Source organism: Streptomyces sp. SID5785 (genome assembly GCF_009870065.1).
Lineage (GTDB): Bacteria > Actinomycetota > Actinomycetes > Streptomycetales > Streptomycetaceae > Streptomyces.
In genome coordinates, this window is the sequence record NZ_WWIA01000082.1 from 1 (window position 1) to 22,900 (window position 22,900).

Here is a 22,900-nt window from a genome sequence, read left to right on the forward strand (position 1 = left end):
GACCCCGGCCGCCGCCGACACGGCCGCGGAGCCGGACGACAGGCCGCTCACCCGCGTCGAGGCCCGCCGCGCCGCCCGCGCCGCACGGCCCGGCGCCGGAGTCGTCGCCAGCCGCGCCATCGGCGAGGTCTTCATCACCCTCGGCGTCCTGATGCTGCTGTTCGTCACCTACCAGCTCTGGTGGACGAACGTGCGCGCCCACAACATCGCGGGCGACGCCCGCAGCCACCTCGAGGACGACTGGGCCAAGGGCAAGGGCAAGCCCGGCACGTTCGAGCCCGGCCAGGGCTTCGCGATCCTCTACATCCCGAAGCTGGACGTCGTCGTGCCGATCGCCGAGGGCATCAGCAAGCCCAAGGTGCTCGACAAGGGGATGGTCGGGCACTACGGCAAGGACAGCATCCCGACGGCGATGCCCGACGCGAAGAAGGGGAACTTCGCGGTCGCCGGGCACCGCAACACGCACGGCGAGCCGTTCCGCTACATCAACCGGCTCGAACCTGGCGATCCGATCGTCGTCGAGACGCAGGACAAATACTACGTCTACAAGATGTCCAGCATCCTCCCGCAGACCCCGCCGTCGAACACTTCTGTGATCGACCCGGTTCCCGCGGGGTCCGGTTTCACCAAGCCGGGCCGGTACATCACACTGACCACCTGCACGCCGGAATTCACCAGCACCTACCGCATGATCGTCTGGGGCAGGATGGTCGAGGAGCGGCCGCGCAGCGAGGGAAAGCCGGAAGCTCTCGTCGAGTAGGCGGGCGCACCGGCGGCGGGGCATCACGGGTACGGCACAGGACGGGACGGGGCATCAGGCAGTGGCAGCGACGACCGGCCGCGAGAGCGACCACGGGCCAGACGTGGAGCGGGACACCGAGCCGGAGTCGCCCGCACCCCCGCGCCCGCCGCGCAGGGGCTGGCTGGCGACCTCCGTCAGCGTGTTCGGCGAACTCCTCATCACCGCGGGCCTGATCCTCGGCCTCTTCGTGGCGTACTCGCTGTGGTGGACCAACGTGATGGCCGACCGCGAGGCCCACCGGCAGGGGAACAAGGTCCGCGACCACTGGGCCGCGGACAAGGGCCCTGGCGCCCTCGACACCAAGGACGGCATCGGCTTCCTGCACGTCCCCGCGATGAGCAAGGGCGAGGTGCTCGTCGAGAAGGGCACCACGTCGAAGATCCTCAACGACGGTGTGGCCGGCTACTACACGGACCCGGTGAAGTCGGCGCTGCCGACCACCGGCAAGAAGGGCAACTTCACCCTCGCCGCACACCGCGACGGCCACGGCGCCAAGTTCCACAACATCGACAAGATCGAGAAGGGCGACCCGATCGTCTTCGAGTCGAAGGACAAGTGGTACGTCTACAAGGTCTACGCGACCCTGCCCGAGACCTCGAAGTTCAACGTGGACGTCATCGACCAGGTGCCCGAGGAGTCCGGCAAGAAGAAGCCCGGGCACTACATCACCCTGACGACCTGCACGCCCGTCTACACGTCCCGCTACCGGTACGTGGTGTGGGGCGAGCTGGAGCGCGTCGAGAAGGTCGACAGCGACCGCACACCGCCGAAGGAACTGCGCTGACGCGCGCGCCGCACGGCGCGGCGCCCCCGGCACGTGAGAGGGCCCCGGCTCCCCCTGAGGGGAGCCGGGGCCCTCGCGTCGTACCCGGGTGACCCGGACGGCGTCAGCGGTCGCCGAGGCCGCCGATGAAGCCGTCCCCGCCGCCGTTCTGGTTTCCGCCGCCGCCCGCGATGGTGATCAGGGTGATCGTGTCGCCCTTCTTCACCGGGCTGTTCGCGCCGGGGTTGGCGGCAGCCACGGTCGCGTTCGGGTCGTCGACCGAACCGGGCTGCAGCTGGACGTTGAGCCCCATGCCGGACAGCTGCTCGCGCGCGTCCTTGAGCTTCTTGCCCACGATGTCGCCCGGGACCGTCAGCTGCTCGCCCTCCTTGGCGACCTTCAGGGTCACCGTGGAGCCCGGCTCGGCCTCGGAGTTCGCGGCGAGGCTCTGACCGAAGACCTTGCCGGCCTCGGCCTGGTCGGTCTCCTCCTCCGAGCAGGACGCCTTCAGCTTGTTCTGCTCGAGCGTGGCCGTGGCCTGCTCACAGGTCAGGTTCTTGGCGCTGGAGACGTCGGGAACGACGACGGTCTCCTTCTTCTTGGCCACGGTGAGGGTGATCGCCGTGCCCTTCTCGACCTTGGAGTCCCCCTTCGGGGTCTGGTCGATGACCTTGCCCTCGGTGCGGTCGGACTCCCGGGTCTTCTTCGAGATGTTGTCGAAGCCCTTGTCCTCGAGCTGCGCGACCGCCTCGTCGTACGAGAGGCCCTGCACGTCAGGGACGGTCACCTTGGGCGCGCCCGTGGACATGCGGACGGTGATCGTGTCGCCCTTCTGCACCGAGCCGCTCTTCGGGTCCTGCTCGCAGACGTGCTTGGCCGGCTCGTCCTCGCAGGGCATGCTCTCGCCGCGGACGACCTTCAGGTCGACGTTCTCCGCCTTCTGCTGGGCGTCCGCGAAGGTCTCGCCGACCAGGCTCGGCACGTCGACCTTGCCGGAGTCGCTGCCGCCGCTGCTGACCCACTTGCCGATCAGGATGGCGCCGACCAGGACCAGGAGGCCCGCGACGACCAGCAGGATCGTCGAGGTGTGGTTCTTCTTGCCCTGCTTGCGGCGGCCCGGGCGGTCGTCGTAGCCGTAGCCGCCGTCGTCCGGGTTGACCGGGGGCAGCATCGAGGTGGGGGCCGCGCCGCCGTTCTGCGGGTGCAGCATGGCCGTCTGCTGGTCGTCCGGGTTGCCGTAGCCGACCGCGCCCATGGCGGCGGTGGCGGCGACCGGCTGGCCGTCGAGGCAGGCCTCGATGTCCGCGCGCATCTCGTCGGCCGACTGGTAGCGGTAGTCGGGGTCCTTGACCAGGGCCCTGAGGACGATCGCATCCATCTCGGGCGTGATCTCGGGGTCGAAGACCGACGGCGGCTGGGCCTCCTCGCGCACGTGCTGGTACGCGACCGCGACCGGGGAGTCGCCGACGAACGGCGGCCGGACGGTCAGCAGCTCGTAGAGGAGACAACCCGTCGAATAGAGGTCCGAGCGGGCGTCGACCTGCTCGCCCTTGGCCTGCTCCGGGGAGAGGTACTGGGCGGTGCCGATGACCGCGGCCGTCTGCGTCATCGTCATGCCGGAGTCACCCATGGCGCGGGCGATGCCGAAGTCCATGACCTTCACCTGACCGGTGCGGGTCAGCATCACGTTGGCCGGCTTGATGTCGCGGTGGACGATGCCCGCGCGGTGCGAGTACTCGAGGGCCTGGAGGATGCCGATCGTCATCTCCATGGCCCGCTCGGGCAGCAGCTTGCGCCCGGAGTGCAGCAGCTCGCGCAGCGTGGATCCGTCGACGTACTCCATCACGATGTACGGGATGGAGATGTTGTCGACGTAGTCCTCGCCGGTGTCGTACACCGCCACGATCGCGGGATGGTTGAGCGAGGCGGCCGACTGGGCCTCCCGGCGGAACCGGGCCTGGAACGACGGGTCGCGCGCGAGGTCAGCCCGCAGCGTCTTCACCGCCACGGTGCGGCCGAGCCGGGTGTCATGCGCGAGGTAGACCTCCGCCATGCCACCACGGCCGAGCACCTGGCCCAGCTCGTACCGGCCGCCGAGGCGACGCGGCTCTTCCATGGTTACCTACCAGCCCTCTCCGTCGGTTCCGACCGTCCCGTGCACGGGCGGGCGGTGTGCCGTCCGGCATACCGTACCCGCCCCGCCCGGCCTGACCTGGCCAGCGCCGGGAGCCGTGACAGGACCGGTATCGCCACGTGCGACTTCGTGAAGAACAGGTGACCGGGCTCACAGCAAGAGGTGAACCCGGTCCTGCCCGACGGTGCGTGTGGCGCGTCCGGCGTCCGCACCGCCTGTGCTGCGTGCCTCACTTCTTGCTGTTGATGACCGCTTCCATGACGCTCTTGGCGATCGGAGCGGCGAGACCGCCACCCGAGATGTCACCGCGGTCGGCGTCGCTGTCCTCGACGACGACGGCCACGGCGACCGGGGTTCCCGAGTCCGTCTTCGCGTAGGAGACGAACCAGGCGTACGGGGTGCCCTCGTTGTTCACGCCGTTCTGCGCGGTACCGGTCTTGCCGCCGACGGTGGCGCCGTCGATCTTGGCCATCGTGCCGGTGCCCTTGTCGACGACCGTCTCCATCATCGACTGGAGCTTCTGCGCGTTCTCCTCGGAGAGCGGCCGGCTCATCTCCTTGGGCTCGTTCTTCTCGATCGTGTCGAGGTTCGGAGCCTTGAGCTCGTCGATCATGTACGGCTCCATGAGGGCGCCGTCGTTCGCGATCGCGGCGCCGACCATCGCCATCTGCAGCGGGGTGGCAGCGGTGTTGTACTGGCCGATGGACGAGAGCGCCGTCTGGGACGGGTTCATGTCCTCGTCGAAGTTCGACCTGCTGGAGCGGACGGGGACGAACTGCTCCTCGTTGAAGCCGAACTTCTCCGCGGTCTCCCGCATCTTGTCCTTGCCGAGGTCGGAGCCGACCTTGCCGAAGACCGTGTTGCACGAGTACTGCAGGGCCACGCGCAGGGTCGCGTCCTTGCAGGGGATGTTGCCCTCGTTCTTCAGCTCGGTCTGGGTGCCCGGCATCGTCCACGGCAGCGGGCTGTCCGTCTTCTCGTCCGGGTCCGTGTACTTGCCGTGCTCCAGCGCGGCCGCGGCCGTGACCAGCTTGAAGGTGGAGCCCGGCGGATACGTCTCGCGCAGGGCCCGGTTCTGGAGCGGCTTGTCCTTGTCCTTGTCGAGCTTGGAGAAGGTCTCGCCGTCCTTCGTCAGGTTCCCGGCGAACGACGACGGGTCGTAGGACGGCGTCGACGCCAGCGCGAGGATCTTGCCGGTGGACGGCTCGATCGCGGCGACCGCGCCCTTGCCCTTGAGCTTCAGACCGTTGTACGCGGCCCGCTGCGCGTCGGCGTTGAGCGTCGTGACGACATTGCCGCCCTCCTTCGGCTTGCCCGTGATCATGTCGAGCGTGCGGCGGAAGAAGAGCCGGTCGTCGTCGCCGGAGAGGATGCCGTCCTCGATGTTCTCGATCTGGCTGGCGCCCACGACCTGCGACGAGTACCCGGTGACGGGCGACCACATGGGCCCGTCCTTCCAGGTCCGCTTGTACTTCAGGTCGGTGTCGTCGGTCTTCACGGAGCCGGTGATCGGCTTGCCGTCGACGATGATGTCGCCGCGCGGCGTGGAGTACCGGGCGATGGCGACACGGCGGTTGTCGTCGTCCGAGGCGAGCGTGTCCGCCTTGACGTACTGGAGCCAGTTGTCCCTGATCAGCAGGGTCAGGACCAGGAGGCCGCAGAAGATCGCGATCCGGCGCAGGGGCTTGTTCACGGTCGGACCACCTGGGTCATCTCGGCGTCGGGACTGGGGGCGGGCGCGGGCGCGGGCCGTCGGGCGGTGTCGCTGATCCGGATCAGGATGCCGATCAGCGCCCAGTTCGCGATGACGGACGAACCGCCGTACGCGAGGAAGGGCATCGTCATACCGGTCAGCGGGATGAGCCCCATGACACCGCCGGCCACGACGAAGACCTGCAGCGCGAAGGCGCCGGACAGGCCGATGGCGAGCAGCTTGCCGAACGGGTCGCGGGCCGCGAGGGCGGTGCGCACACCGCGCTCCACGATCAGCGCGTAGATCAGCAGGAGCGCCATCAGTCCGGCCAGGCCCAGCTCCTCGCCGAACGTGGCGAGGATGAAGTCGGAGTTGGCGGCGAAGCGGATCAGCTCGGAGTGGCCCTGGCCCCAGCCGGTGCCCAGCGTGCCGCCGGAGCCGAACGCCCACAGGGCCTGCATGGCCTGCTCGGAGTGGCCCCCGACGCCCTGCCGGCTGAGCGCGAACTCCTTCATCGGGTCGAGCCAGGCGTCCACACGCTGCTGGATGTGCGGCTCGAAGCTCGCCACACCCACGGCGCCGACCGCGGACATCATCAGACCGAACACGATCCAGCTGGTCCGCTCGGTGGCGACGTACAGCATGATGACGAACATTCCGAAGAACAGCAGCGACGTACCGAGGTCGGTCTCGAACACCAGGATGAGGATCGAGATGCCCCAGACCACGAGGATCGGGCCGAGGTCGCGGCCGCGCGGCAGGTACAGACCCGCGAAGCGGCGGCTGGCCAGCGCCAGCGCGTCGCGCTTCACCATCAGGTAGCCCGCGAAGAAGACCGCGAGGACGATCTTGGCGAACTCGCCGGGCTGGATGGAGAAGCCGCCGACGTGGATCCAGATCTTCGCGCCGTAGATGTTCTGTCCGAGGCCCGGGACCAGCGGCAGCAGCAGCAGGACGAGCGCGCCGAGCATCGAGATGTACGTGTAGCGCTGCAGGACGCGGTGGTCCTTCAGGAAGATCAGCACGACGATGAACAGCGCGATGCCCATGGCCGTGTACATCAGCTGGCGCGGGGCCGCGTTGCCCGCCTGGTGGATCGACTGGAGCAGCTCCGACTGGTCGAGCCGCCAGATGGCGACCAGGCCCAGGCCGTTGAGCAGCGTCGCCAGCGGCACGAGCAGCGGGTCCGCGTACGCCGCGAACTTCCGTACGACGATGTGCGCGACACCGGCCATCAGGCCGAGGCCGAGGCCGTAGCCGAGCAGGCCCGCGGGCAGCGAACCGTCGATGGCCAGGCCCACGTTGGCGTACGCGAAGATCGGGATGACCACGGCGAACACCAGGAGCGCGAGCTCGGTGTTGCGCCGGCTCGGCGCACCGATCGCGCCGATGGTCGACGTGTGGGTCGTGGAAGAACTACTCATGGCGTGCTGAGGCCCCCAACGGCTCTACTACTGTGCGCACGCCTTGGCCAGCTGCTGCTCTTCCTCGGAGAGAGTGGGGCCAGGGGTGGGCTTGGGAGTTGACGGTGACTTGGCCTTGCCGGAAGGCGACTGCGACGGATCGGGCGAGGGCGCCTTGCGGAACGAGGCCTTCGACGCGGTGCCGCCGGTGGACGTGCCACCCGCCTCGCCCTCGCCGGACTTCGCGTTCTGCTCGCTCTCCGCCTGCTGTCTCGCGGCCTGCTTCTTGCACGCGTTGGCCTGCGCCGACAACTCGACGATCTTGTCCTGCGCCGCGGCGAGATCCCCCTCGGAGATGGTCGCCTCGACCTGCTTGCGCTGGTAGGGCGGCAGGTACTTGAGCTCGATCTCCGGGTGGTCCTTCTCGACGTCCGACAGGCTCACCCAGGCGAGATCCTGGTTGATGCCGCGGTACAGGGCCACGTGCTCGTCGTTCGAGCCGACGAAGTACTGGGTCTGCGTCCAGCGGTAGCCGCCGTAGAGGCCGCCGCCGATGACCGCGAGGGCGAGCACCGTGTACAGGGACCGCTTGAACCACTTCCGGCCGCGGCGCGGCTTCACGAAGTCCTCGTCCGCGTACGCGCCGAAGCCCCCCTCGGGTGCGTAGCCGGCGCTCTCGCCGCTGCCGGGCGGGCCGAACTCGCCACCGCCGCCACCGCCGCCCTGTCCGGGCGCGGGCCGGCCGAGGCCCGCGGCACGGCCCGCCGGGGTCTCCATGGCGCTGCCGTCCTGCAACTGCTGCTGGTTCTCCGCGACCGCGCCGACGATGACCGGGGCGTCGGAGATCTGCCCGGCGAGGGTGTCACCGCTGTCGATGTCGAGGACATCGGCGATGATCACCGTGATGTTGTCGGGGCCGCCGCCGCGCAGCGCCAGCTGGATCAGGTCCTGGACCGTCTCCTGCGGGCCCTGGTAGCTGGCGAGCGTCTCCTCCATCGTCTGGTGCGAGACGACGCCGGACAGGCCGTCCGAGCAGATCAGGTACCGGTCACCGGCGCGCACCTCGCGGATCGACAGATCCGGCTCGACGTGGTCGCCGCTGCCCAGCGCACGCATCAGCAGCGAACGCTGCGGGTGCGTGGTGGCCTCCTCCTCGGTGATGCGGCCCTCGTCGACGAGGCGCTGCACCCAGGTGTGGTCCTGCGTGATCTGCGTCAGCACGCCGTCGCGCAGCAGGTACGCGCGCGAGTCGCCGACGTGCACCAGACCGAGCCGCTGGCCCGTCCACAGCAGCGCGGTCAGGGTGGTCCCCATGCCCTCGAGCTGGGGGTCCTCCTCGACCATGAGGCGCAGCTGGTCGTTGGCCCGCTGCACGGCGGTGCCGAGCGAGGTCAGGATGTCCGATCCGGGCACGTCGTCGTCGAGCGCGACGATCGTGGAGATCACCTCGGAGCTGGCCACCTCACCGGCGGCCTGGCCCCCCATGCCGTCGGCGATCGCGAGCAGCCGGGGCCCGGCGTAACCGGAGTCCTCGTTGCCCTCGCGGATCATTCCTTTGTGCGATCCGGCGGCGAAGCGCAGTGACAGACTCATGCGCACCTGCCCCGTCGATTCCGACTCCGGGTACATCCGCACGGTGCCCACCCTCCGGTCGGGAGCGTGCCGGAGTCCCGGTCGGGGACTGCCGCGCCGGCTCGCTCGCTCCGCTCGCGCTCATTCATGACGTAGCACTACTTCCGCAGCTCGATGACGGTCTTGCCGATGCGGATCGGCGCGCCCAGCGGGATCGGCTGGGGCGTCGTGAGCCGGGTCCGGTCGAGATACGTGCCGTTCGTGGACCCGAGGTCCTCGACGATCCACTGGCCGTCCCGGTCCGGGTAGATCCTGGCGTGCCTGCTGGACGCGTAGTCGTCGTCCAGCACGATCGTGCTGTCGTGCGCCCGGCCCAGCGTGATGGTCTGCCCCTGCAACGCCACCGTGGTGCCGGTGAGGGTGCCTTCGGAGACCACGAGCTTGGTCGGGGCGCCGCGGCGCTGCCGGCCACCGCCCGACTGCTGCTGCTGGCGCTGCTGCGGCGGCGCGGCCTGGCGGGCGGCCTGCTGCGCGCGCCCGCTCTCACGACGTGCGCCGCGCTGTGTGACACGCGTGCCGAACAGGTCGCTGCGGATGACCTGGACGGCCACGATCACGAACAGCCACAGAACGGCCAGGAAACCCAACCGCATGACCGTCAGGGTCAGCTCTGACATTGCCCCCGCTTCACCCTTCGGCTTGCCGGTAAACGATGGTGGTGGAGCCCACGACGATCCGCGAGCCGTCGCGGAGCGTAGCGCGGGTGGTGTGCTGTCCGTCCACCACGATCCCGTTGGTGGACCCGAGATCGGCGACTGTCGAGGGTGTTCCGGTCCGGATCTCGCAGTGCCGGCGCGAGACGCCGGGGTCGTCGATCCGCACGTCGGCCTCGGTGGACCGGCCGAGCACGAGGGTGGGGCGGGAGATCTGGTGGCGTGTGCCGTTGATCTCGATCCAGTGACGCGTCCGGCTGCCCGGCATCGGACCGGCGGCCGGGCGCTGTGCCGCGGCGGCCGGGCCCGAGGGGGCGTGCGCGGGGCGCCCGGGGGGCGGTGCGGACGGCATCGGCGGCGCGGCGGCGGGCGGGTACCCGTAGCCGCCGGGCGCCTGCGGGGGCCGGGGCGCGGCCGCGGGTCCCGGGTGCTGCTGCTCGGGGCGGTCCTGGCTGGTGGACGAGGCGAGGGTGCGGCTGCGCACGCGGTACAGACCCGTGTCCAGGTCGTCCGCCTTCTCCAGGTGGACCTTGATCGGGCCCATGAAGGTGTAGCGCTGCTGCTTCGCGTAGTCGCGCACCATGCCGGACAGCTCGTCGCCGAGCTGGCCCGAGTAGGGGGCCAGGCGCTCGTAGTCGGGCGCGCTCAGCTCGACGATGAAGTCGTTGGGCACGACGGTGCGGTCGCGGTTCCAGATCGTCGCGTTGTTGTCGCACTCGCGCTGGAGGGCGCCGGCGATCTCGACGGGCTGCACCTCGGACTTGAAGACCTTGGCGAAGGTGCCGTTGACCAGCCCCTCGAGGCGTTGCTCGAACTTCTTCAGGACTCCCATGGGGCACCTCCTCCTTCGTAGCCGTCCTGCTTGTCGCTGTTGCCTTGCTCGCTCGTGCTGCCAACTTGGTACTGCTTACTGATCGTATCCACGCGCCGGGAAATCGGCTGGTTCCCCCTGTCCGCCCGGTCGATGAGTGTCGACGCTCACAGCCCCGCCCGCCGCGTCGCCAAGAGGGATCGTAGAGGGGGCCTTCGACCAGTGTCCCGTACGCGGCTGTGGAAGCGGACGGCCCCGGCACAACCCGTGGCACCGGCCCGGAGTCGATCATGGACCTCGCGGTGCGCGCTGTCATCCGCCCTGGACAGGTGGGTGCGGGTGCCCGCCGGAAACGGATGTGAATCCACCCTGTGCAGCGTGCTAATCTTCTGGATGTCGGAAGGCGCCCGGCCCGAAAGGGAGCGGGAGCCGGAAGACACACCCAATGCGCGGGTGGCGGAATAGGCAGACGCGCTGGATTCAGGTTCCAGTGCCCGCAAGGGCGTGGGGGTTCAACTCCCCCCTCGCGCACAACGCAGTACCGATGAAACGGGCTGATCGTGAAGACGATCAGCCCGTTTCTGTATGTCCGGATGCCCGGATGCCCGGATGTCCGGATGGCGGGTCGACGGGTGGCGCGCGCCGCGATGTGACGCTGCTCATACATGTGGTTCGGGTGGCTCGGGCCTGTGGTTCAGGTCGTTCCTGGGCCGTGAGACGGCCGGTGGGGCCGGCGGCCTGTTGGGCTGCCGGCCCCACCTTTGTGATCCGCTTCCGCCGGGTCAGGCGGCGATCCGGGCCGCCGTCTCCTTGCCCTTGCGGTGCGCGTCCTCCAGGGCCTTCGTGCGGGAGGCCTCGTAGAGCGGGACGAGCTCGGCCATCGCCGGGTTCTGCGGGGCCATGGTCAGCTCCGGGACGATGAAGTCGAGGTCGAGGCCCAGGCCGTCGCGCAGGGTCGCCTCCAGGAAGTTCTGCACGTGGTCCATGCCCGCGCGCGGGGTGCCCGGCGCGTACGAGCCGCCGCGGCTCGCGACGACGGTGACCGGGGTGCCCTCGGCGGAACGGGACTCGGGGCCCGCGGTGCGGCCCATCAGGATCACGTTGTCCAGCCAGGCCTTCAGGGTGGACGGGATCGCGAAGTTGTACATCGGGGCGCCGATCAGGATCGCGTCCGCCTGCTCCAGCTCCTCGATGAGCGCGATGCGGGCGGCGAAGGCGGCGGCCTGCTCGGGGGTGTGCGTGACGGGGTCCGTGAATCCGGCGAGGTGGGCCTCGGCCGTGATGTGGGGGACGGGGTCCGCGGCGAGGTCGCGGTAGACGACCGTGCCCTCGGGGTGCTGCTCCAGCCAGGCCGTGCGGAAGGCGTCCGTGACCGTGCGCGAGGACGAGGCGGGGCCCGCGAAGACGGAGGAGTCGAGGTGCAGAAGGGTGGCCATGGGTCTCTCCCGGAATGGATCGATGCAGCGTGCTGCAGATGCGTATGCAACTAGTAATAACACAGGGGCTTACTTTTTTTCATCCCCGTACGGGAACGCAGTACTCTGGAGCCATGGCGGGCAACGGGGAAGTGGCGGAGGCCGGGACGCGCACCGAGGCGCCCGAGCCGTGCACGACGGTCGACATCGGGATGACACGGGTCTTCGCGCTGCTGGGGAAGCGGTGGACCGGGCTCGTCGTGGCCGTGCTCATGCAGGGGCCGGTGCACTTCTCGGACCTGCGCCGCGCCATTCCCGGGATCAGCGAGCGCATGCTCTCGGACCGGTTGACGGAGCTCGGCGCCGCCGGTCTCGTCGTGCGCGAGGTCGACGCCGGGCCGCCGCTGCGGGTCGCCTACCGGCTGACCGACGCCGGGCTCGCGCTGGATCCCGCACTGCGTGAACTGGGCGCCTGGTCGGAGAAGTACCTGGGGGTGCCCGAAGGGGCGTGCACGGAGCCGGGAGCGGCCGCGGCGGGGTGCGGGGAGTAGGACGGGGTTCCCCGTTCCGGTGAGGGGCTTGTGCACAGGGCGTGGGTTTTCCACAGGCTCTGACGGGGGTTTTCCGGCGGCTGTACGGTCTTGAGCGATCAGGGACAGAGCGGTGTGCGGCGGTGCGCGGGGCGCGCCCCGCGCGGACGGCCCCGTACGGCTACGGGGTGGGGGAGGCGGTCGGTATGGGTGCAGTCGGAGTCGGGGACGCGGTGGCGACGGTGCCGCACCAGAGCGACGGCGCGACGGGCGGGCGGCGACGCCTGCCCCGGGTGCAGGGGTTCGCGGAGTTCGCGGAGTTCGCCGGGGCGGGCGTGCGGGGTGGGGGCGCCGGGGCCGCCTCGTCCTCGTCCGCGTTCCCGTCCGCGCCCTCGCCCAAGGAGGCGGGGAAGGCGCTGCGGCGCACCGTGGCCCGCTCTGCGCACGCGGAGTTCGACGCGGAGACGGACACGGCCCGGCCGGACGCCGTCACCGCTGTCGAGGAGTCCGGCCGCGGCCGGATACCGGAGCTGACCCCGCTGCGCGTCGGGCGGATGGTCGCGACTCCCTTCGCCTTTCTGCGCGGCTCAGCCGGCCTCATGGCGCACGACCTGGCGCGCACCCCGCTGACCGGGATCGGCGCCCAGATCTGCGGTGACGCGCACGCGGCCAACTTCGGGCTGTACGGGGACGCCCGGGGCGGCCTGGTGATCGATCTCAACGACTTCGACGAGACCGTGCACGGCCCCTGGGAGTGGGACGTGAAGCGGCTCGCCACCTCGCTGGTGCTGGCCGGGCGCGAGGCCGGCGCCGACGAGGACACCTGCCGCACGGCCGCCCACGACGCGGCCGGCGCGTACCGGCGCACGATGCGGCTGCTCGCGAAGCTGCCGGCGCTCGACGCGTGGAACGCGATCGCGGACGAGGAGCTCGTCTCCCACACCGATGCCCACGACCTGCTCGGCACGCTGGAGCGCGTCTCGGAGAAGGCGCGGAACAACACGAGCGGGCGTTTCGCCGCGAAGTCGACGGTGGCGGTGGACGGGGGCGGCCGGCGCTTCGTGGACGCGCCTCCGGTGCTGCGCTCGGTGCCGGACGCCGAGGCCGCCGCCGTCGCCGCCGCGCTCGGCCCCTACCTGGACACGCTGTCCGCGGACCGGCTGCCGCTGCTCGGGCGGTACGTGATCCACGACGTGGCGTTCCGCGTCGTCGGCACCGGGAGCGTGGGCACGCGTTCCTACGTCGTGCTGCTCCTCGACCACCGGGGCGAGCCGCTGGTGCTCCAGGTGAAGGAGGCGCGGCCCTCCGTGCTCCTGCCGCATCTGGCGGCCGTCGGCTTCGGGGCGCCGGAGGTCGCGCACGAGGGGCGGCGCGTGGTCCTCGGGCAGAAGCGCATGCAGGTCGTCAGCGACATCCTGCTCGGCTGGACGACGGTGGAGGGGCGGCCCTTCCAGGTACGCCAGTTCAGGAACAGGAAGGGGAGCGTCGACCCGGCCGCGCTCGCCGCCGACCAGGTCGACGACTACGCGCGGATGACCGGCGCGCTGCTGGCGCGTGCCCACGCGCACAGCGCGGACCCGCGGCTCATCGCGGGGTACTGCGGGAAGAACGAGGAGCTGGACGAGGCCGTGGCGGCGTTCGCCGTGCGCTACGCGGACCGGACCGAGGCCGATCACGGCGAGCTGGTGCGGGCGGTCCGGGAGGGACGGGTGGCGGCGGAGACGGGGGTGTGAGGGCCGGGACCGGGTCGGTGCCGGGACAGCCGGGCGGCCGGGCGGGAGGCGGCGGGGCGGGGCCCGGCCGGACAGGGCCTAGGCTGGACGGGTGACGACCCCGGAGAGCGATGTGGCAGACCAGCAGCTGGACGGGCCGCCCGAGGGCGGCGCGCAGGAGCAGGCCCAGGAGCCGCCCCGGGAGCGATCCGATGAGCCGCAGCGGGAGCGGTCGGAGGAGCCGGAGCAGCCCGAGCAGTCGCAGGAGCCGCAGGAGCCGCGCCGGGAGCGGCCCGAGGAGCGGCTCGAGCGGGCCGTGCGCGCCGCCGAGCAGGCGCTGATCGAGTTCGAGATCGCGGTGGAGACCTTCCGCGTCGAGGTGGAGAACTTCTCGCGGCTGCACCACCAGAAGCTCGGGCCGATGTACACGCGGCTCGATGAGCTGGAGGCGCTGATCGCCGAGGCGACCGCGGCCCGCACCGGTGACCCCGAGGACCGGGCGAAGGCCGAGGAGGCACGCGCGCGGGTGATGCCGATGCCCGGCGTCGAGGAGCTGTTCAACGGCTGGATGGACGGGGACGGGCTGTTCCCGGAGGCCGTGGCCATGCTGACCGATCAGCCGGTGCGGCCGCCGCAGCGGGTGCGGCCCAGCGAGGAGGCCCGCAAGCTCTACCGGGAGCTGGTCCGCAAGGCGCACCCGGACCTGGCACAGGACGACACGGAGCGGACCCGTCGCGACGAGTTCATCGCCCGGGTCAACGCGGCGTACGGCCGGGGCGACGAGGGGCTGCTGCGTGAGCTCGCCGAGGAGTGGGCCGCGGGCCCGGTGCCGCCGGAGCGCGCACCGTCGCCCAGCGAGGAGCTCTACGCCCGGCTCGAGTGGCTGGCCCAGCGCAAGGAGCTGCTCACGGTCGTGGCCCGGGAACTGGAGGAGAGCGCGATCGGCTCGATGCTGCGCATGGCTCCTGACGACCCGGACACGCTGCTCGACGAGATCGCCGAGCAGCTGCTGGCCCAGGTGTCGGAGCGTGAGGCGGAACTGACGCGGCTGACGTCGGCGTGACGCGGCTGACGTCGGCGTGACGTGGCCGGCCGCCGGCTGGCCGTGCGGGATGCGGTGTCTGCCGGTGGCGCGCGTTCGGTGTCTGCCGGTGGCGAGGGGTGGTGGCCCTGCCGTGACGGGGCTCGCCCAGCCCCCGGCCCGGGGGTGGGGTCGGGTAGCGTCGGGGCCATGGTTTTCGGTTCTGGTGTGCCCACGGTCGCGGTCGACGAGCTCTCCGAGGGGGACTTCCTCCTCGACGTGCGTGAGGACGACGAATGGCGGGCGGGCCACGCGGCCGCGGCGCTGCACATTCCGATGAGCGATTTCGTCGCGCGGTTCGGTGAGCTGACGGAGGCGGCGCCGCAGGACGGGCGGGTCCACGTGGTCTGCCGGGTCGGTGGGCGTTCCGCGCAGGTCACCGCGTACCTGGTGCAGCAGGGCATCGACGCGGTGAACGTCGCCGGTGGCATGGAGGCCTGGGCCGCCGCGGGCCGGCCTCTGGTGGACGGGGAAGGCAAGCCGGGCACGGTCCTCTGACTCTCTGCCTCTCTGACCCTGTTCCCTCTGGCCCTGTGCCTCTCTGACCCTGTTCCCCTCTGGCCCGCTGACCGGGTCTTGACGGGTCTTGGCGGGGCTCGGCGGTTCTTGCCGGTCTTACTGCTTCGCCGAGGGCCCCGGCCGTGTGCCGGGGCCCTCGGCGTTCGGCGCCTCAGCCCAGGGCGTGCGCGGCGAGCAGGTCGCCGAGCAGCTCTTCGTGCGCCGCGGCCGGGCCGAGCGCGAGCTCCAGATGCTTGGCCCACGCGTGATAGCGGTGCAGCGGGTAGTCAATGTCCGCGCCGAAGCCGCCGTGCAGGTGCTGCGCGGTCTGCACGATGCGGCGCACCCCTTCGGACGCCCAGGTCTTGGCGACGGCCACGTCCCCGGCCACGGGCAGCGCCCCGTTCGCCCCGGTGCAGATGCGCCAGGCGGCCTGCCACAGGGTCGCTTCCATGGCCCGCAGGTCGATGTACCGGTCGGCGGCCTGCACGGCGACGGCCTGGAACGTGGCGATCGGGTACCCGAACTGCTCGCGCTTGCCGGCGTAGTCGCTGGTCATGCGCAGCGCTGCGGTACCCAGACCGAGGGCGAGGGCGCAGGTGCCGGTGGCCAGCAGGGCGTGCAGCCGGGGCCAGGCTCCGGGGTCCTCGATCAGGTCGCCGGCCGGGACGTGGACCCCGTCGAGCCGGAGTTCCGCGAGCCGCTCGCCGGTGGTGGAGATCTGCTCGGCGAGGGTGAGTCCGGCGGTGGGTTCGGCGGCCGGTGCCGTTCCCGGGGCGCCCGGGCCCGGCAGGGCCGCGATGAGCGTCCTGCCGTCGGCGGTGTGGGCCGGGACGAGGATCAGGTCGGCGGTGAACGCCCAGGGCACCGCGGTCTGCACGCCCTCCAGCACCCAGCCGCCCGCGCCGCCCGCCGCGTCACCGGGGCCGTCCGTGCTCACCGGCCGGGCCGTGACGGCGAGTTCGGCGGGGTCATGGCCGGTGCGGCCCGCCGAGGCGACGGTGAGGACCAGCTCGCCGCGCCCCGCGCCCGGCAGCAGCCGTTGCCTCAACTCCTGGCTGCCGTAGGCCTGGACGACGTCCGTCGCCGCCCCGTGCTCGAGGAGCGGCAGCCGGGCCAGTACCTGCGCCGACTCGCGCAGCACCAGACACAGGGCCACGGCGTCGAGCCCGGCCCCGTCGTGCTCCGGCGCGATCAGCAGGCTCAGCAGATCGGCGCCCGCGGCCTTGCCCCACAGCGCGCGGTCGAAGTCCTCGGCGACGGCCCCTGCGGTCAGCGACGGGCTGGGCACCGCGTCGGGCGCGACCGGGGCGAACACCGCCTTCGCCGCCTCGGCCGCTGCCTGTTGCTCCTCGGAGAAGGTGAAGTCCACCGGCTGTCCCTCCCGTGCCTGCCCCGGCGGTGCCGCGTCGACCGATCCGCCGGGCCCTAGCGGAATCTGACGGAGCGTCAAGATAGAACAGGTTCTACGAGAAGGGAACGCCGGGAAGGGAACTGCGCGCAAGGACGCGAGAGGCCACGCGAGGCCACGCGAGGCCACGAGAGGAACAGGCGGGGAGGCGAGAGGAACAGGCGCGCAGAACCGCGCCATGGCGGCAGCGCCGCCCTGTCAGCGGTCGAAGTCGAGCTCCACCTGCTCCGTGCTGGGATGCGACTGGCAGGCCAGCACATATCCGGCCTCGGTCTCCTCGGGCTCCAGCGCGAAGTTCCGGTCCATCCGGACCGAGCCGGAGACGAGGAAGGCCCGGCAGGTGCCGCAGACGCCGCCCTTGCACGCGTAGGGCGCGTCCGGTCTGTTGCGCAGGACCGTCTCGAGCAGCGATTCGCCGTCCTGGACCGGCCAGGTGCCCGCGCGGCCGTCGAGCTGCGCGGTGACCGTGCTGTGGGCGGGCGCTCCGGTCGGCGCGGGCCGGGGCGTGGCGGGCCCGTCGTCCACGTGGAAGATCTCCTCGTGCACCCGGTCGCGCCGCACCCCGAGCCCGCGCAGCGCGCGCTCGGCGCTCTGCACGAGTCCGTAGGGCCCGCACAGGAACCAGCCCGCGACCTGGTCCACCGGCAGCAGTGCGGGCAGCAGCGCCGACAGCCGCTCCGTGTCGAGCCGCCCGGAGGCGAGCCCGGCCTGCTGCTCCTCCCGGGAAAACACGGTGACCAGCTGGAACCGGTCCGGGTAGCGGTCCTTGAGGTCCGCGACCTCCTCCAGGAACATCGTCGACGCGGTCGTGCGGTCGCTGCGGACCAGACAGAAGCGGGCCTCCGGCTCGCGCTCCAGGAGCGTCGCCGCGATGGAGAGCACCGGGGTGATGCCGCTGCCGCCGACCACCGCCGCGTACCGCCCGGGTGCCGGGGCGAGGGTGAAGCGCCCGGCCGGTGTCATCACCTCCACCTCGTCGCCCACGGCGATCTCCTTGTGCGCGTACGTGGAGAAGGCGCCGCCGTCGACCATGCGCACGCCGACCCGGAGCGTGCCGGGTGCCGTCGCGGCCGGGGCGGGGGAGCAGATCGAGTACGTACGGCGGACCTCCGCGCCGTCGCCCGTGCCCCCGGCCGCGCGGCGCAGGGCGAGGTGCTGGCCGGGGGTGAACCGGTAGGCCTCGCGCAGCTCCTGCGGCACCGCGAAGGTCAGCGCCACCGCGTCGTCGGTGAGCCGGTCGACCGCCGCGACCCGGAGCCGGTGGAAGCGGGCCCTTCCCGCTCCTTGCGTCATCACAGCTCCTTGAAGTGGTCGAAGGGTTCCCGGCAGGCCAGACAGCGGCGCAGGGCCTTGCAGGCGGTGGAGGAGAAGCGGCTGAGCAGCTCGGTGTCGGTCGAGCCGCAGTGCGGGCAGGCGAGCGGCTCGGCCGTGTCGTGGTCCGCGCCTCCCGCGTGGCGGGTGGGGCCGAGGGACAGGGCGACGGGGCCTGCGGGCGCGCGCGTCGTGCGGGGCGGCGCTATGCCGAACTCCCGCAGCTTGCGCCGCCCTTCGGGCGTGATGTCGTCCGTGGACCAGGCGGGGCTGAGCACCGGCCGGACCGTGACCTCGGGGATGCCGTGCTCGTGCAGCACGCGCTCGATGTCGGCGGACATGGCCTCGATCGCGGGGCATCCCGTGTACGTCGGGCTGAGCTCCACCTCGACACGGTCGGGGCCCAGGCTGTGCACGGCGCGCAGCACGCCGAGCTCGGTGAGGCTGAGTACGGGCAGCTCGGGGTCGGGCACGGAGCCGGCGAGCCGGCGCAGCTCCGCCTCGAGCGGGGTCTCCCGGTCGCGGGCGAGGGTCACCATGACGCCCCCGGGTGGCTGCGGTGCAGGTGCTGCATCTCGGCGAGCATCCGCCCGAAGGACTCGGTGTGCACCCCCTGCCGTCCGGCGCCCGCGCTCCAGGCGCCGGTCTGCGGGCCCGTGGGCACGGTCAGGGTCGCCCGGGTCAGGACGTCGGTGATCTGCTCCGTCCACCGCTCCTGGATCTCCGCCCCGTCGACGGGCAGTCCGGGCACGGGCGCGAACAGCTCGCCGGTGAAGCGCCACAGGGCGTCGACCGCGCGCTGCATCCGCGCGTGGCTCTCCTCGGTGCCGTCGCCCAGGCGCAGCGTCCACTGCGCCGCGTGGTCCTGGTGGTAGGCCACCTCCTTGACCGCCTTCGCGGCCAGCGGCGCGAGCTCCGAGTCGGTGCGGGCCAGCCGGTCGTGCAGCAGCAGGTGGTACGTGGAGAAGTAGAGCTGGCGGGCGATGGTGTGGGCGAAGTCGCCGTTCGGCTGCTCGACCAGCTGGGTGTTGCGGAAGGCGCGCTCCTCGCGCAGGTAGGCGAGTTCGTCCTCGTCGCCCGCCATGCCCAGCAGGACGCGGGCCTGGCCGAGCAGGTCGAGCGCGATGTTCGCCAGGGCGACCTCCTCCTCGAGGACCGGGGCGTGGCCCGCCCACTCCCCCAGGCGGTGCGAGAGCACGAGGGCGTCGTCGCCGAGGGCGAGCACGGCGGCCGCGGTGTCCGTCACCGGCGGTGTCACGGCGGGCTGCGTCACAGGCGCGGGCTGGGTCACAGGTGCTTCACCCCTTCCGGGATCTCGTAGAACGTCGGGTGGCGGTAGGGCTTGTCGGCGGCCGGCTCGAAGAACGGGTCCTTCTCGTCCGGCGACGAGGCGGTGATCGCGGCGGAGGGCACGACCCACAGGGAGACGCCTTCGCCGCGGCGGGTGTAGAGGTCGCGTGCGTTGCGCAGGGCGAGCTCGGCGTCCGGGGCGTGCAGGCTGCCCGCGTGGGTGTGGGACAGGCCGCGGCGGGAGCGCACGAAGACCTCCCACAGGGGCCAGTCCGTGCCGCCCCGGGCCTCGGGGGTGGGGGTCTCGCTCATGCCGCCCTGCCTTCGTGAGTCGTGGCCTTCGTGGAGTGCTTCGCCGCGTGGGCCGCGGCGGCCTCGCGCACCCAGGCGCCCTCGTCGTGGGCGCGCCGGCGCTGGGTGATGCGCTGCTCGTTGCACGGCCCGTTGCCCTTCAGGACCTCCTTGAACTCCGTCCAGTCGATCGGGCCGAAGTCGTGGTGCCCGCGCTCCTCGTTCCACCGCAGCTCGGGGTCCGGCAGGGTGAGGCCGAGGGAGGCGGCCTGGGGGACGCAGATGTCGACGAAGCGGCGGCGCAGTTCGTCGTTCGAGTGGCGCTTGATCTTCCACTCCATGGACTGCGCGGAGTGCGCCGACTCGTCGTCCGGCGGGCCGAACATCATCAGGGAGGGCCACCACCAGCGGTCCACCGCGTCCTGGGCCATCGCGTGCTGGGCCTCGGTGCCCCGGCTCAGGGCGAGCAGCAGCTCGTACCCCTGGCGCTGGTGGAAGGACTCCTCCTTGCAGACGCGGACCATCGCGCGCGCGTAGGGGCCGTACGAGCAGCGGCACAGCGGCACCTGGTTCGTGATCGCGGCGCCGTCCACCAGCCAGCCGATCGCGCCGACGTCCGCCCAGGTCAGGGTCGGGTAGTTGAAGATCGAGGAGTACTTCTGGCGGCCGCTGTGCAGCTTGTCGAGCAGCTCGTCCCGGCCGGTGCCGAGGGTCTCGGCCGCGCTGTACAGGTACAGCCCGTGGCCCGCCTCGTCCTGGACCTTCGCCATGAGGATGGCCTTGCGGCGCAGGGAGGGGGCGCGGGTGATCCAGTTCGCCTCCGGCTGCATGCCGATGATCTCGGAGTGCGCGTGCTGGGCGATCTGGCGGACCAGCGTCGCCCGGTAGGCGTCCGGCATCCAGTCGCGGGGCTCGATGCGCTCGTCCGCGGCGACCGTGGCGTCGAAGACCGCCTGGTACGCCGCCTCGCCGAGGCCGGTGCCGGCGTCCGCCGGTGAGCCGGCTGCCTGGTGGTGCGGGGCTGCTGTCGCCATTCCCGGTCCCCTCGACTCTGGGTGCCCTACGGCGCCGGGTACTCCGTCAGCACCCGACCGATCGTTCGGTTCGTCGACTTCAATGGTGGGACCCGGCGCCGTAGGGTGTCAACCCTGACCGGCACCGCCTGTGGACAACTCCGCCCTGCACCGTCCCTTCACCTGTGGAAAACCGCGGGCGGCTGTGCCTGGCGCTCGCTCCCCAGTACGGTTCCGATGCGCCGGACCCGCGGGGTGACCATGCCGCGGAATCGGTTCGCCCGGGTTCGCCCGGCCGGGACCGGCGGTCCCGGCGGGCCAGGGCGTCAGGGGATCAGGAATCGGGGATCGGGGAGCACCGATGGAGACGGAAGCAGCGGCGGACGGCACCGCCCGTCCGGAGCCGGAACCGGGGCCGGAGCCGGGGCAGGAGCAGCGGCCCGCGCCGGAGGCGGAGCCGGCGTCCGGACCGCCCCGCCGCGCGGGCATCGCCGCACTCTCACCGGGCTACCAGCTGACCGCCGCGCTGGCGCTGGCAGCCGTCGCCCTGGTCACCGGCGTCCACGTCCTGATGGTGTTCCTGCACGTCGCCCCGTCGAACACGGTGACCAAGCAGTACGGCCGGGTCGTCGACGACTGGATCTACCCCGAGTTCGAGCAGAACTGGAAGCTGTTCGCCCCGAACCCGCTGCAGCAGAACGTCGCCGTGCAGGCGCGCGGCGAGGTGCGCACGGCGGACGGCACCCTGCGCCGGACGGGCTGGTACGACCTGTCCGGCGAGGACGGCGCGGCCATAGACGGCAACCTGCTGCCCAGCCACACCCAGCAGAACGAGCTGCGCCGCGCCTGGGACATCTACGGGTCGACCCACGACAACCAGGGCCGCCCGACCAGCCTGCGCGGGACCCTGTCGGAGAAGTACCTGCGCCGCATCATCGTGCTGCGCCTCGACCGCGACGGGGCCGCCGGGAAGGGCGAGACCCTGGAACGCGTCCAGGTGCGCTCCCGATCGGTCACCGTCGAACCCCCGAAGTGGAGCACCGAGAAGGTGAACCGGAAGCCGTTCTACCGGCAGGTCTCCTGGTGGAGCGTGACCGCGGACGACGCCCCGCTCGACACCGGCGCCCGGGTCCGTACGCACGGTGCGATCGGAGGGGCCCGATGAGCGCCGCGAGCCGGACGTACGCGGCCGGGCAGCAGCTGGCCGGCGCTCTCGAGAAGATCACCGCGTCCGCGCTGGCCCCGTACCAGAGCGCCGTGATCCGCATCGGGTTCGCCACGACCTGGCTGCTGTTCCTGCTGCGCGAGTACCCGCACCGGCTGGAGCTCTACGGGCCCGACGGCCCCTGGAGCTGGGACCTGGCCCAGCAGCTCGTCAGCGACAACCACGCGTTCACCGCGCTCCTGTGGTCCGACGGCCGCGGCTGGTTCGAGCTCGTCTACGCCGCCGCGGTCCTGTCCTCGCTGCTGCTGGCCCTCGGCTGGCGCACCCGCACCATGTCCGTCCTCTTCATGATCGGTGTGCTGTCGCTGCAGAACCGCAGCGTCTTCGTGGGCGACGGCGGCGACAACGTCATCCACCTCATGTCGATCTACCTGGTCTTCACGCGCTGCGGCCAGGTGTGGTCGCTGGATGCGCGCCGCGCGGCACGCGCGCGTGGCGGCGCACTCCGCGCCGACCGCGGCGGCATCGTGCTGTGGTGGGTGAGCGGCCTGGCCCTGTCGGCGATCACGTTCACCGGTGACGTCCGGGGCGGCTGGCTGCTCTTCCTCTGGTCGCTGTGGGCGGTCCAGGGCGTGTGGTGGGCCCTGGGGCGGCGCGCCCCGCACGGTGAGCCGCGCCTCCTGTGCGACGTGATCGCCAATCTGCTGCACAACGCGGCGCTGCTGGTGATCATGGTCGAGGCCTGCCTGATCTACGCGACGGCCGGCTGGTACAAGATCCAGGGCAGTCGCTGGCAGGACGGCAGCGCCGTCTACTACCCGCTGCACCTGGACTACTTCTCGCCCTGGCCGGCCCTGGGCGATCTGCTGACCGCGTACGGGCCGCTGGTGCTGCTCGTGACCTACGGGACGGTGGCCGTGCAGGTCGCCTTCCCGTTCACCGTGTTCAACCGGCGGGTCAAGAACGTCCTGCTGGTGCTCATGATCATGGAGCACGTGGGCATCGCCGTCGTGCTCGGACTGCCGTTCTTCTCGCTCGCGATGATCACCGCCGACGCGGTGTTCCTGCCCACGCCGTTCCTGACGTGGGTGGGCGGACGGGTGGCCCGCGCGCGTGGGCGTCTCTTCCCCCGCACGGTCCTGCGCCGGGAGGACCCGACCGCGGCCGAGGCCCCTCCGGAGGTGCCCGCACCGCGGACCGCCGAGGCGCAGGGGGCGACCGAAGCGGCGGGACCGGCCGAGGCGGAGGGGCCTGCGCCGGACGCGTCCGGGGCGCCGGTCACCCGCACGTAG

General features: G+C 71.7%; 21 protein-coding genes and 1 tRNA gene. 9 read left to right on the forward strand and 13 right to left on the reverse strand.

Annotation, left to right across the window (positions count from 1 at the left end; all coding sequences use genetic code 11):
• Together GTW43_RS02615 and GTW43_RS02620 are read left to right on the forward strand one after the other, a co-directional pair.
• Positions 1 to 760 (forward strand): class E sortase (locus tag GTW43_RS02615; RefSeq protein ID WP_161299916.1); only part of this gene is annotated, 760 nt, incomplete at its 5' end.
• 103 nt (positions 761 to 863) lie between these two features.
• Positions 864 to 1,586 (forward strand): class E sortase, encoded by a 723-nt coding sequence (locus tag GTW43_RS02620; RefSeq protein ID WP_161299937.1) that lies wholly within the window; start codon positions 864 to 866, stop codon positions 1,584 to 1,586.
• Positions 1,587 to 1,689: 103 nt separating this feature from the next.
• Here the strand turns inward: GTW43_RS02620 and pknB are convergent, their stop codons facing one another.
• The 6 genes from pknB to GTW43_RS02650 all read right to left on the reverse strand — a co-directional run bounded on the left by pknB (position 1,690) and on the right by GTW43_RS02650 (position 9,912).
• Positions 1,690 to 3,681, reverse strand: coding sequence for a Stk1 family PASTA domain-containing Ser/Thr kinase (gene pknB / locus GTW43_RS02625; protein WP_161299917.1), 1,992 nt, complete (start codon positions 3,679 to 3,681; stop codon positions 1,690 to 1,692).
• 247 nt (positions 3,682 to 3,928) lie between these two features.
• Positions 3,929 to 5,392 (reverse strand): penicillin-binding protein 2, encoded by a 1,464-nt coding sequence (locus GTW43_RS02630; protein WP_161299918.1) that lies wholly within the window; start codon positions 5,390 to 5,392, stop codon positions 3,929 to 3,931.
• Positions 5,389 to 6,816: an FtsW/RodA/SpoVE family cell cycle protein gene (locus GTW43_RS02635; protein ID WP_161299919.1), complete on the reverse strand. Its 1,428-nt coding sequence runs from the start codon at positions 6,814 to 6,816 to the stop codon at positions 5,389 to 5,391. The genes GTW43_RS02630 and GTW43_RS02635 overlap by 4 nt, the downstream gene beginning before the upstream one ends.
• A 27-nt stretch (positions 6,817 to 6,843) precedes the next feature.
• Positions 6,844 to 8,388 (reverse strand): Stp1/IreP family PP2C-type Ser/Thr phosphatase, encoded by a 1,545-nt coding sequence (locus tag GTW43_RS02640; RefSeq protein WP_237536350.1) that lies wholly within the window; start codon positions 8,386 to 8,388, stop codon positions 6,844 to 6,846.
• 137 nt (positions 8,389 to 8,525) lie between these two features.
• Positions 8,526 to 9,044: an FHA domain-containing protein gene (locus GTW43_RS02645; RefSeq protein ID WP_161299920.1), complete on the reverse strand. Its 519-nt coding sequence runs from the start codon at positions 9,042 to 9,044 to the stop codon at positions 8,526 to 8,528.
• A gap of 10 nt (positions 9,045 to 9,054) precedes the next feature.
• Positions 9,055 to 9,912: a DUF3662 and FHA domain-containing protein gene (locus tag GTW43_RS02650; protein WP_161299921.1), complete on the reverse strand. Its 858-nt coding sequence runs from the start codon at positions 9,910 to 9,912 to the stop codon at positions 9,055 to 9,057.
• A 426-nt stretch (positions 9,913 to 10,338) separates the two neighbouring features.
• On the opposite strand from GTW43_RS02650, the gene GTW43_RS02655 reads away from it, so the two are divergent.
• A tRNA-Leu gene (locus GTW43_RS02655) sits at positions 10,339 to 10,422 on the forward strand.
• A 251-nt stretch (positions 10,423 to 10,673) separates the two neighbouring features.
• Here the strand turns inward: GTW43_RS02655 and GTW43_RS02660 are convergent.
• Complete coding sequence (locus GTW43_RS02660; protein ID WP_161299922.1) at positions 10,674 to 11,327, reverse strand: NAD(P)H-dependent oxidoreductase; 654 nt, start codon at positions 11,325 to 11,327, stop codon at positions 10,674 to 10,676.
• A gap of 191 nt (positions 11,328 to 11,518) precedes the next feature.
• On the opposite strand from GTW43_RS02660, the gene GTW43_RS02665 reads away from it, so the two are divergent.
• The 4 genes from GTW43_RS02665 to GTW43_RS02680 all read left to right on the forward strand — a co-directional run bounded on the left by GTW43_RS02665 (position 11,519) and on the right by GTW43_RS02680 (position 15,127).
• On the forward strand, positions 11,519 to 11,857 hold the full coding sequence (locus GTW43_RS02665) for a helix-turn-helix domain-containing protein (protein WP_237536353.1): 339 nt from the start codon (positions 11,519 to 11,521) through the stop codon (positions 11,855 to 11,857).
• A 185-nt stretch (positions 11,858 to 12,042) separates the two neighbouring features.
• The gene (locus GTW43_RS02670) at positions 12,043 to 13,569 is read left to right on the forward strand and encodes a DUF2252 domain-containing protein (protein WP_202500955.1); all 1,527 of its coding nucleotides are present in this window, start codon (positions 12,043 to 12,045) and stop codon (positions 13,567 to 13,569) included.
• A 295-nt stretch (positions 13,570 to 13,864) separates the two neighbouring features.
• Positions 13,865 to 14,611: a hypothetical protein gene (locus GTW43_RS02675; protein WP_343245873.1), complete on the forward strand. Its 747-nt coding sequence runs from the start codon at positions 13,865 to 13,867 to the stop codon at positions 14,609 to 14,611.
• A gap of 186 nt (positions 14,612 to 14,797) precedes the next feature.
• On the forward strand, positions 14,798 to 15,127 hold the full coding sequence (locus GTW43_RS02680) for a rhodanese-like domain-containing protein (protein ID WP_161299941.1): 330 nt from the start codon (positions 14,798 to 14,800) through the stop codon (positions 15,125 to 15,127).
• Between the two features lie 172 nt (positions 15,128 to 15,299).
• Here GTW43_RS02680 and GTW43_RS02685 read toward each other — a convergent pair whose 3' ends face one another.
• From GTW43_RS02685 to paaA, 6 genes are all read right to left on the reverse strand, one after another.
• Entirely contained in the window at positions 15,300 to 16,499 is a 1,200-nt protein-coding gene (locus tag GTW43_RS02685; RefSeq protein ID WP_161299924.1) for an acyl-CoA dehydrogenase family protein, read from the reverse strand.
• 237 nt (positions 16,500 to 16,736) lie between these two features.
• Positions 16,737 to 17,831, reverse strand: coding sequence for a 1,2-phenylacetyl-CoA epoxidase subunit PaaE (gene paaE, locus GTW43_RS02690; protein ID WP_161299925.1), 1,095 nt, complete (start codon positions 17,829 to 17,831; stop codon positions 16,737 to 16,739).
• Positions 17,831 to 18,388, reverse strand: a complete 558-nt coding sequence (gene paaD, locus GTW43_RS02695) for a 1,2-phenylacetyl-CoA epoxidase subunit PaaD (protein ID WP_161299926.1) — start codon at positions 18,386 to 18,388, stop codon at positions 17,831 to 17,833. The genes paaE and paaD overlap by 1 nt, the downstream gene beginning before the upstream one ends.
• Positions 18,382 to 19,122: a 1,2-phenylacetyl-CoA epoxidase subunit PaaC gene (paaC, locus tag GTW43_RS02700; RefSeq protein ID WP_343245871.1), complete on the reverse strand. Its 741-nt coding sequence runs from the start codon at positions 19,120 to 19,122 to the stop codon at positions 18,382 to 18,384. Before paaC ends, paaD begins: the two co-directional genes overlap by 7 nt.
• Before the next feature lie 14 nt (positions 19,123 to 19,136).
• Positions 19,137 to 19,451 carry a 1,2-phenylacetyl-CoA epoxidase subunit PaaB gene (paaB, locus tag GTW43_RS02705; RefSeq protein ID WP_161299928.1) on the reverse strand — a complete coding sequence of 105 codons (315 nt, stop codon included), beginning with the start codon at positions 19,449 to 19,451 and terminating at the stop codon, positions 19,137 to 19,139.
• Entirely contained in the window at positions 19,448 to 20,464 is a 1,017-nt protein-coding gene (gene paaA, locus GTW43_RS02710; RefSeq protein ID WP_161299929.1) for a 1,2-phenylacetyl-CoA epoxidase subunit PaaA, read from the reverse strand. The genes paaB and paaA overlap by 4 nt, the downstream gene beginning before the upstream one ends.
• Before the next feature lie 340 nt (positions 20,465 to 20,804).
• Between paaA and GTW43_RS02715 the strand changes: the two genes are divergently transcribed.
• The gene (locus GTW43_RS02715; protein ID WP_237536351.1) at positions 20,805 to 21,608 is read left to right on the forward strand and encodes a DUF5819 family protein; all 804 of its coding nucleotides are present in this window, start codon (positions 20,805 to 20,807) and stop codon (positions 21,606 to 21,608) included.
• Positions 21,605 to 22,900 (forward strand): HTTM domain-containing protein, encoded by a 1,296-nt coding sequence (locus GTW43_RS02720; RefSeq protein WP_161299930.1) that lies wholly within the window; start codon positions 21,605 to 21,607, stop codon positions 22,898 to 22,900. Before GTW43_RS02715 ends, GTW43_RS02720 begins: the two co-directional genes overlap by 4 nt.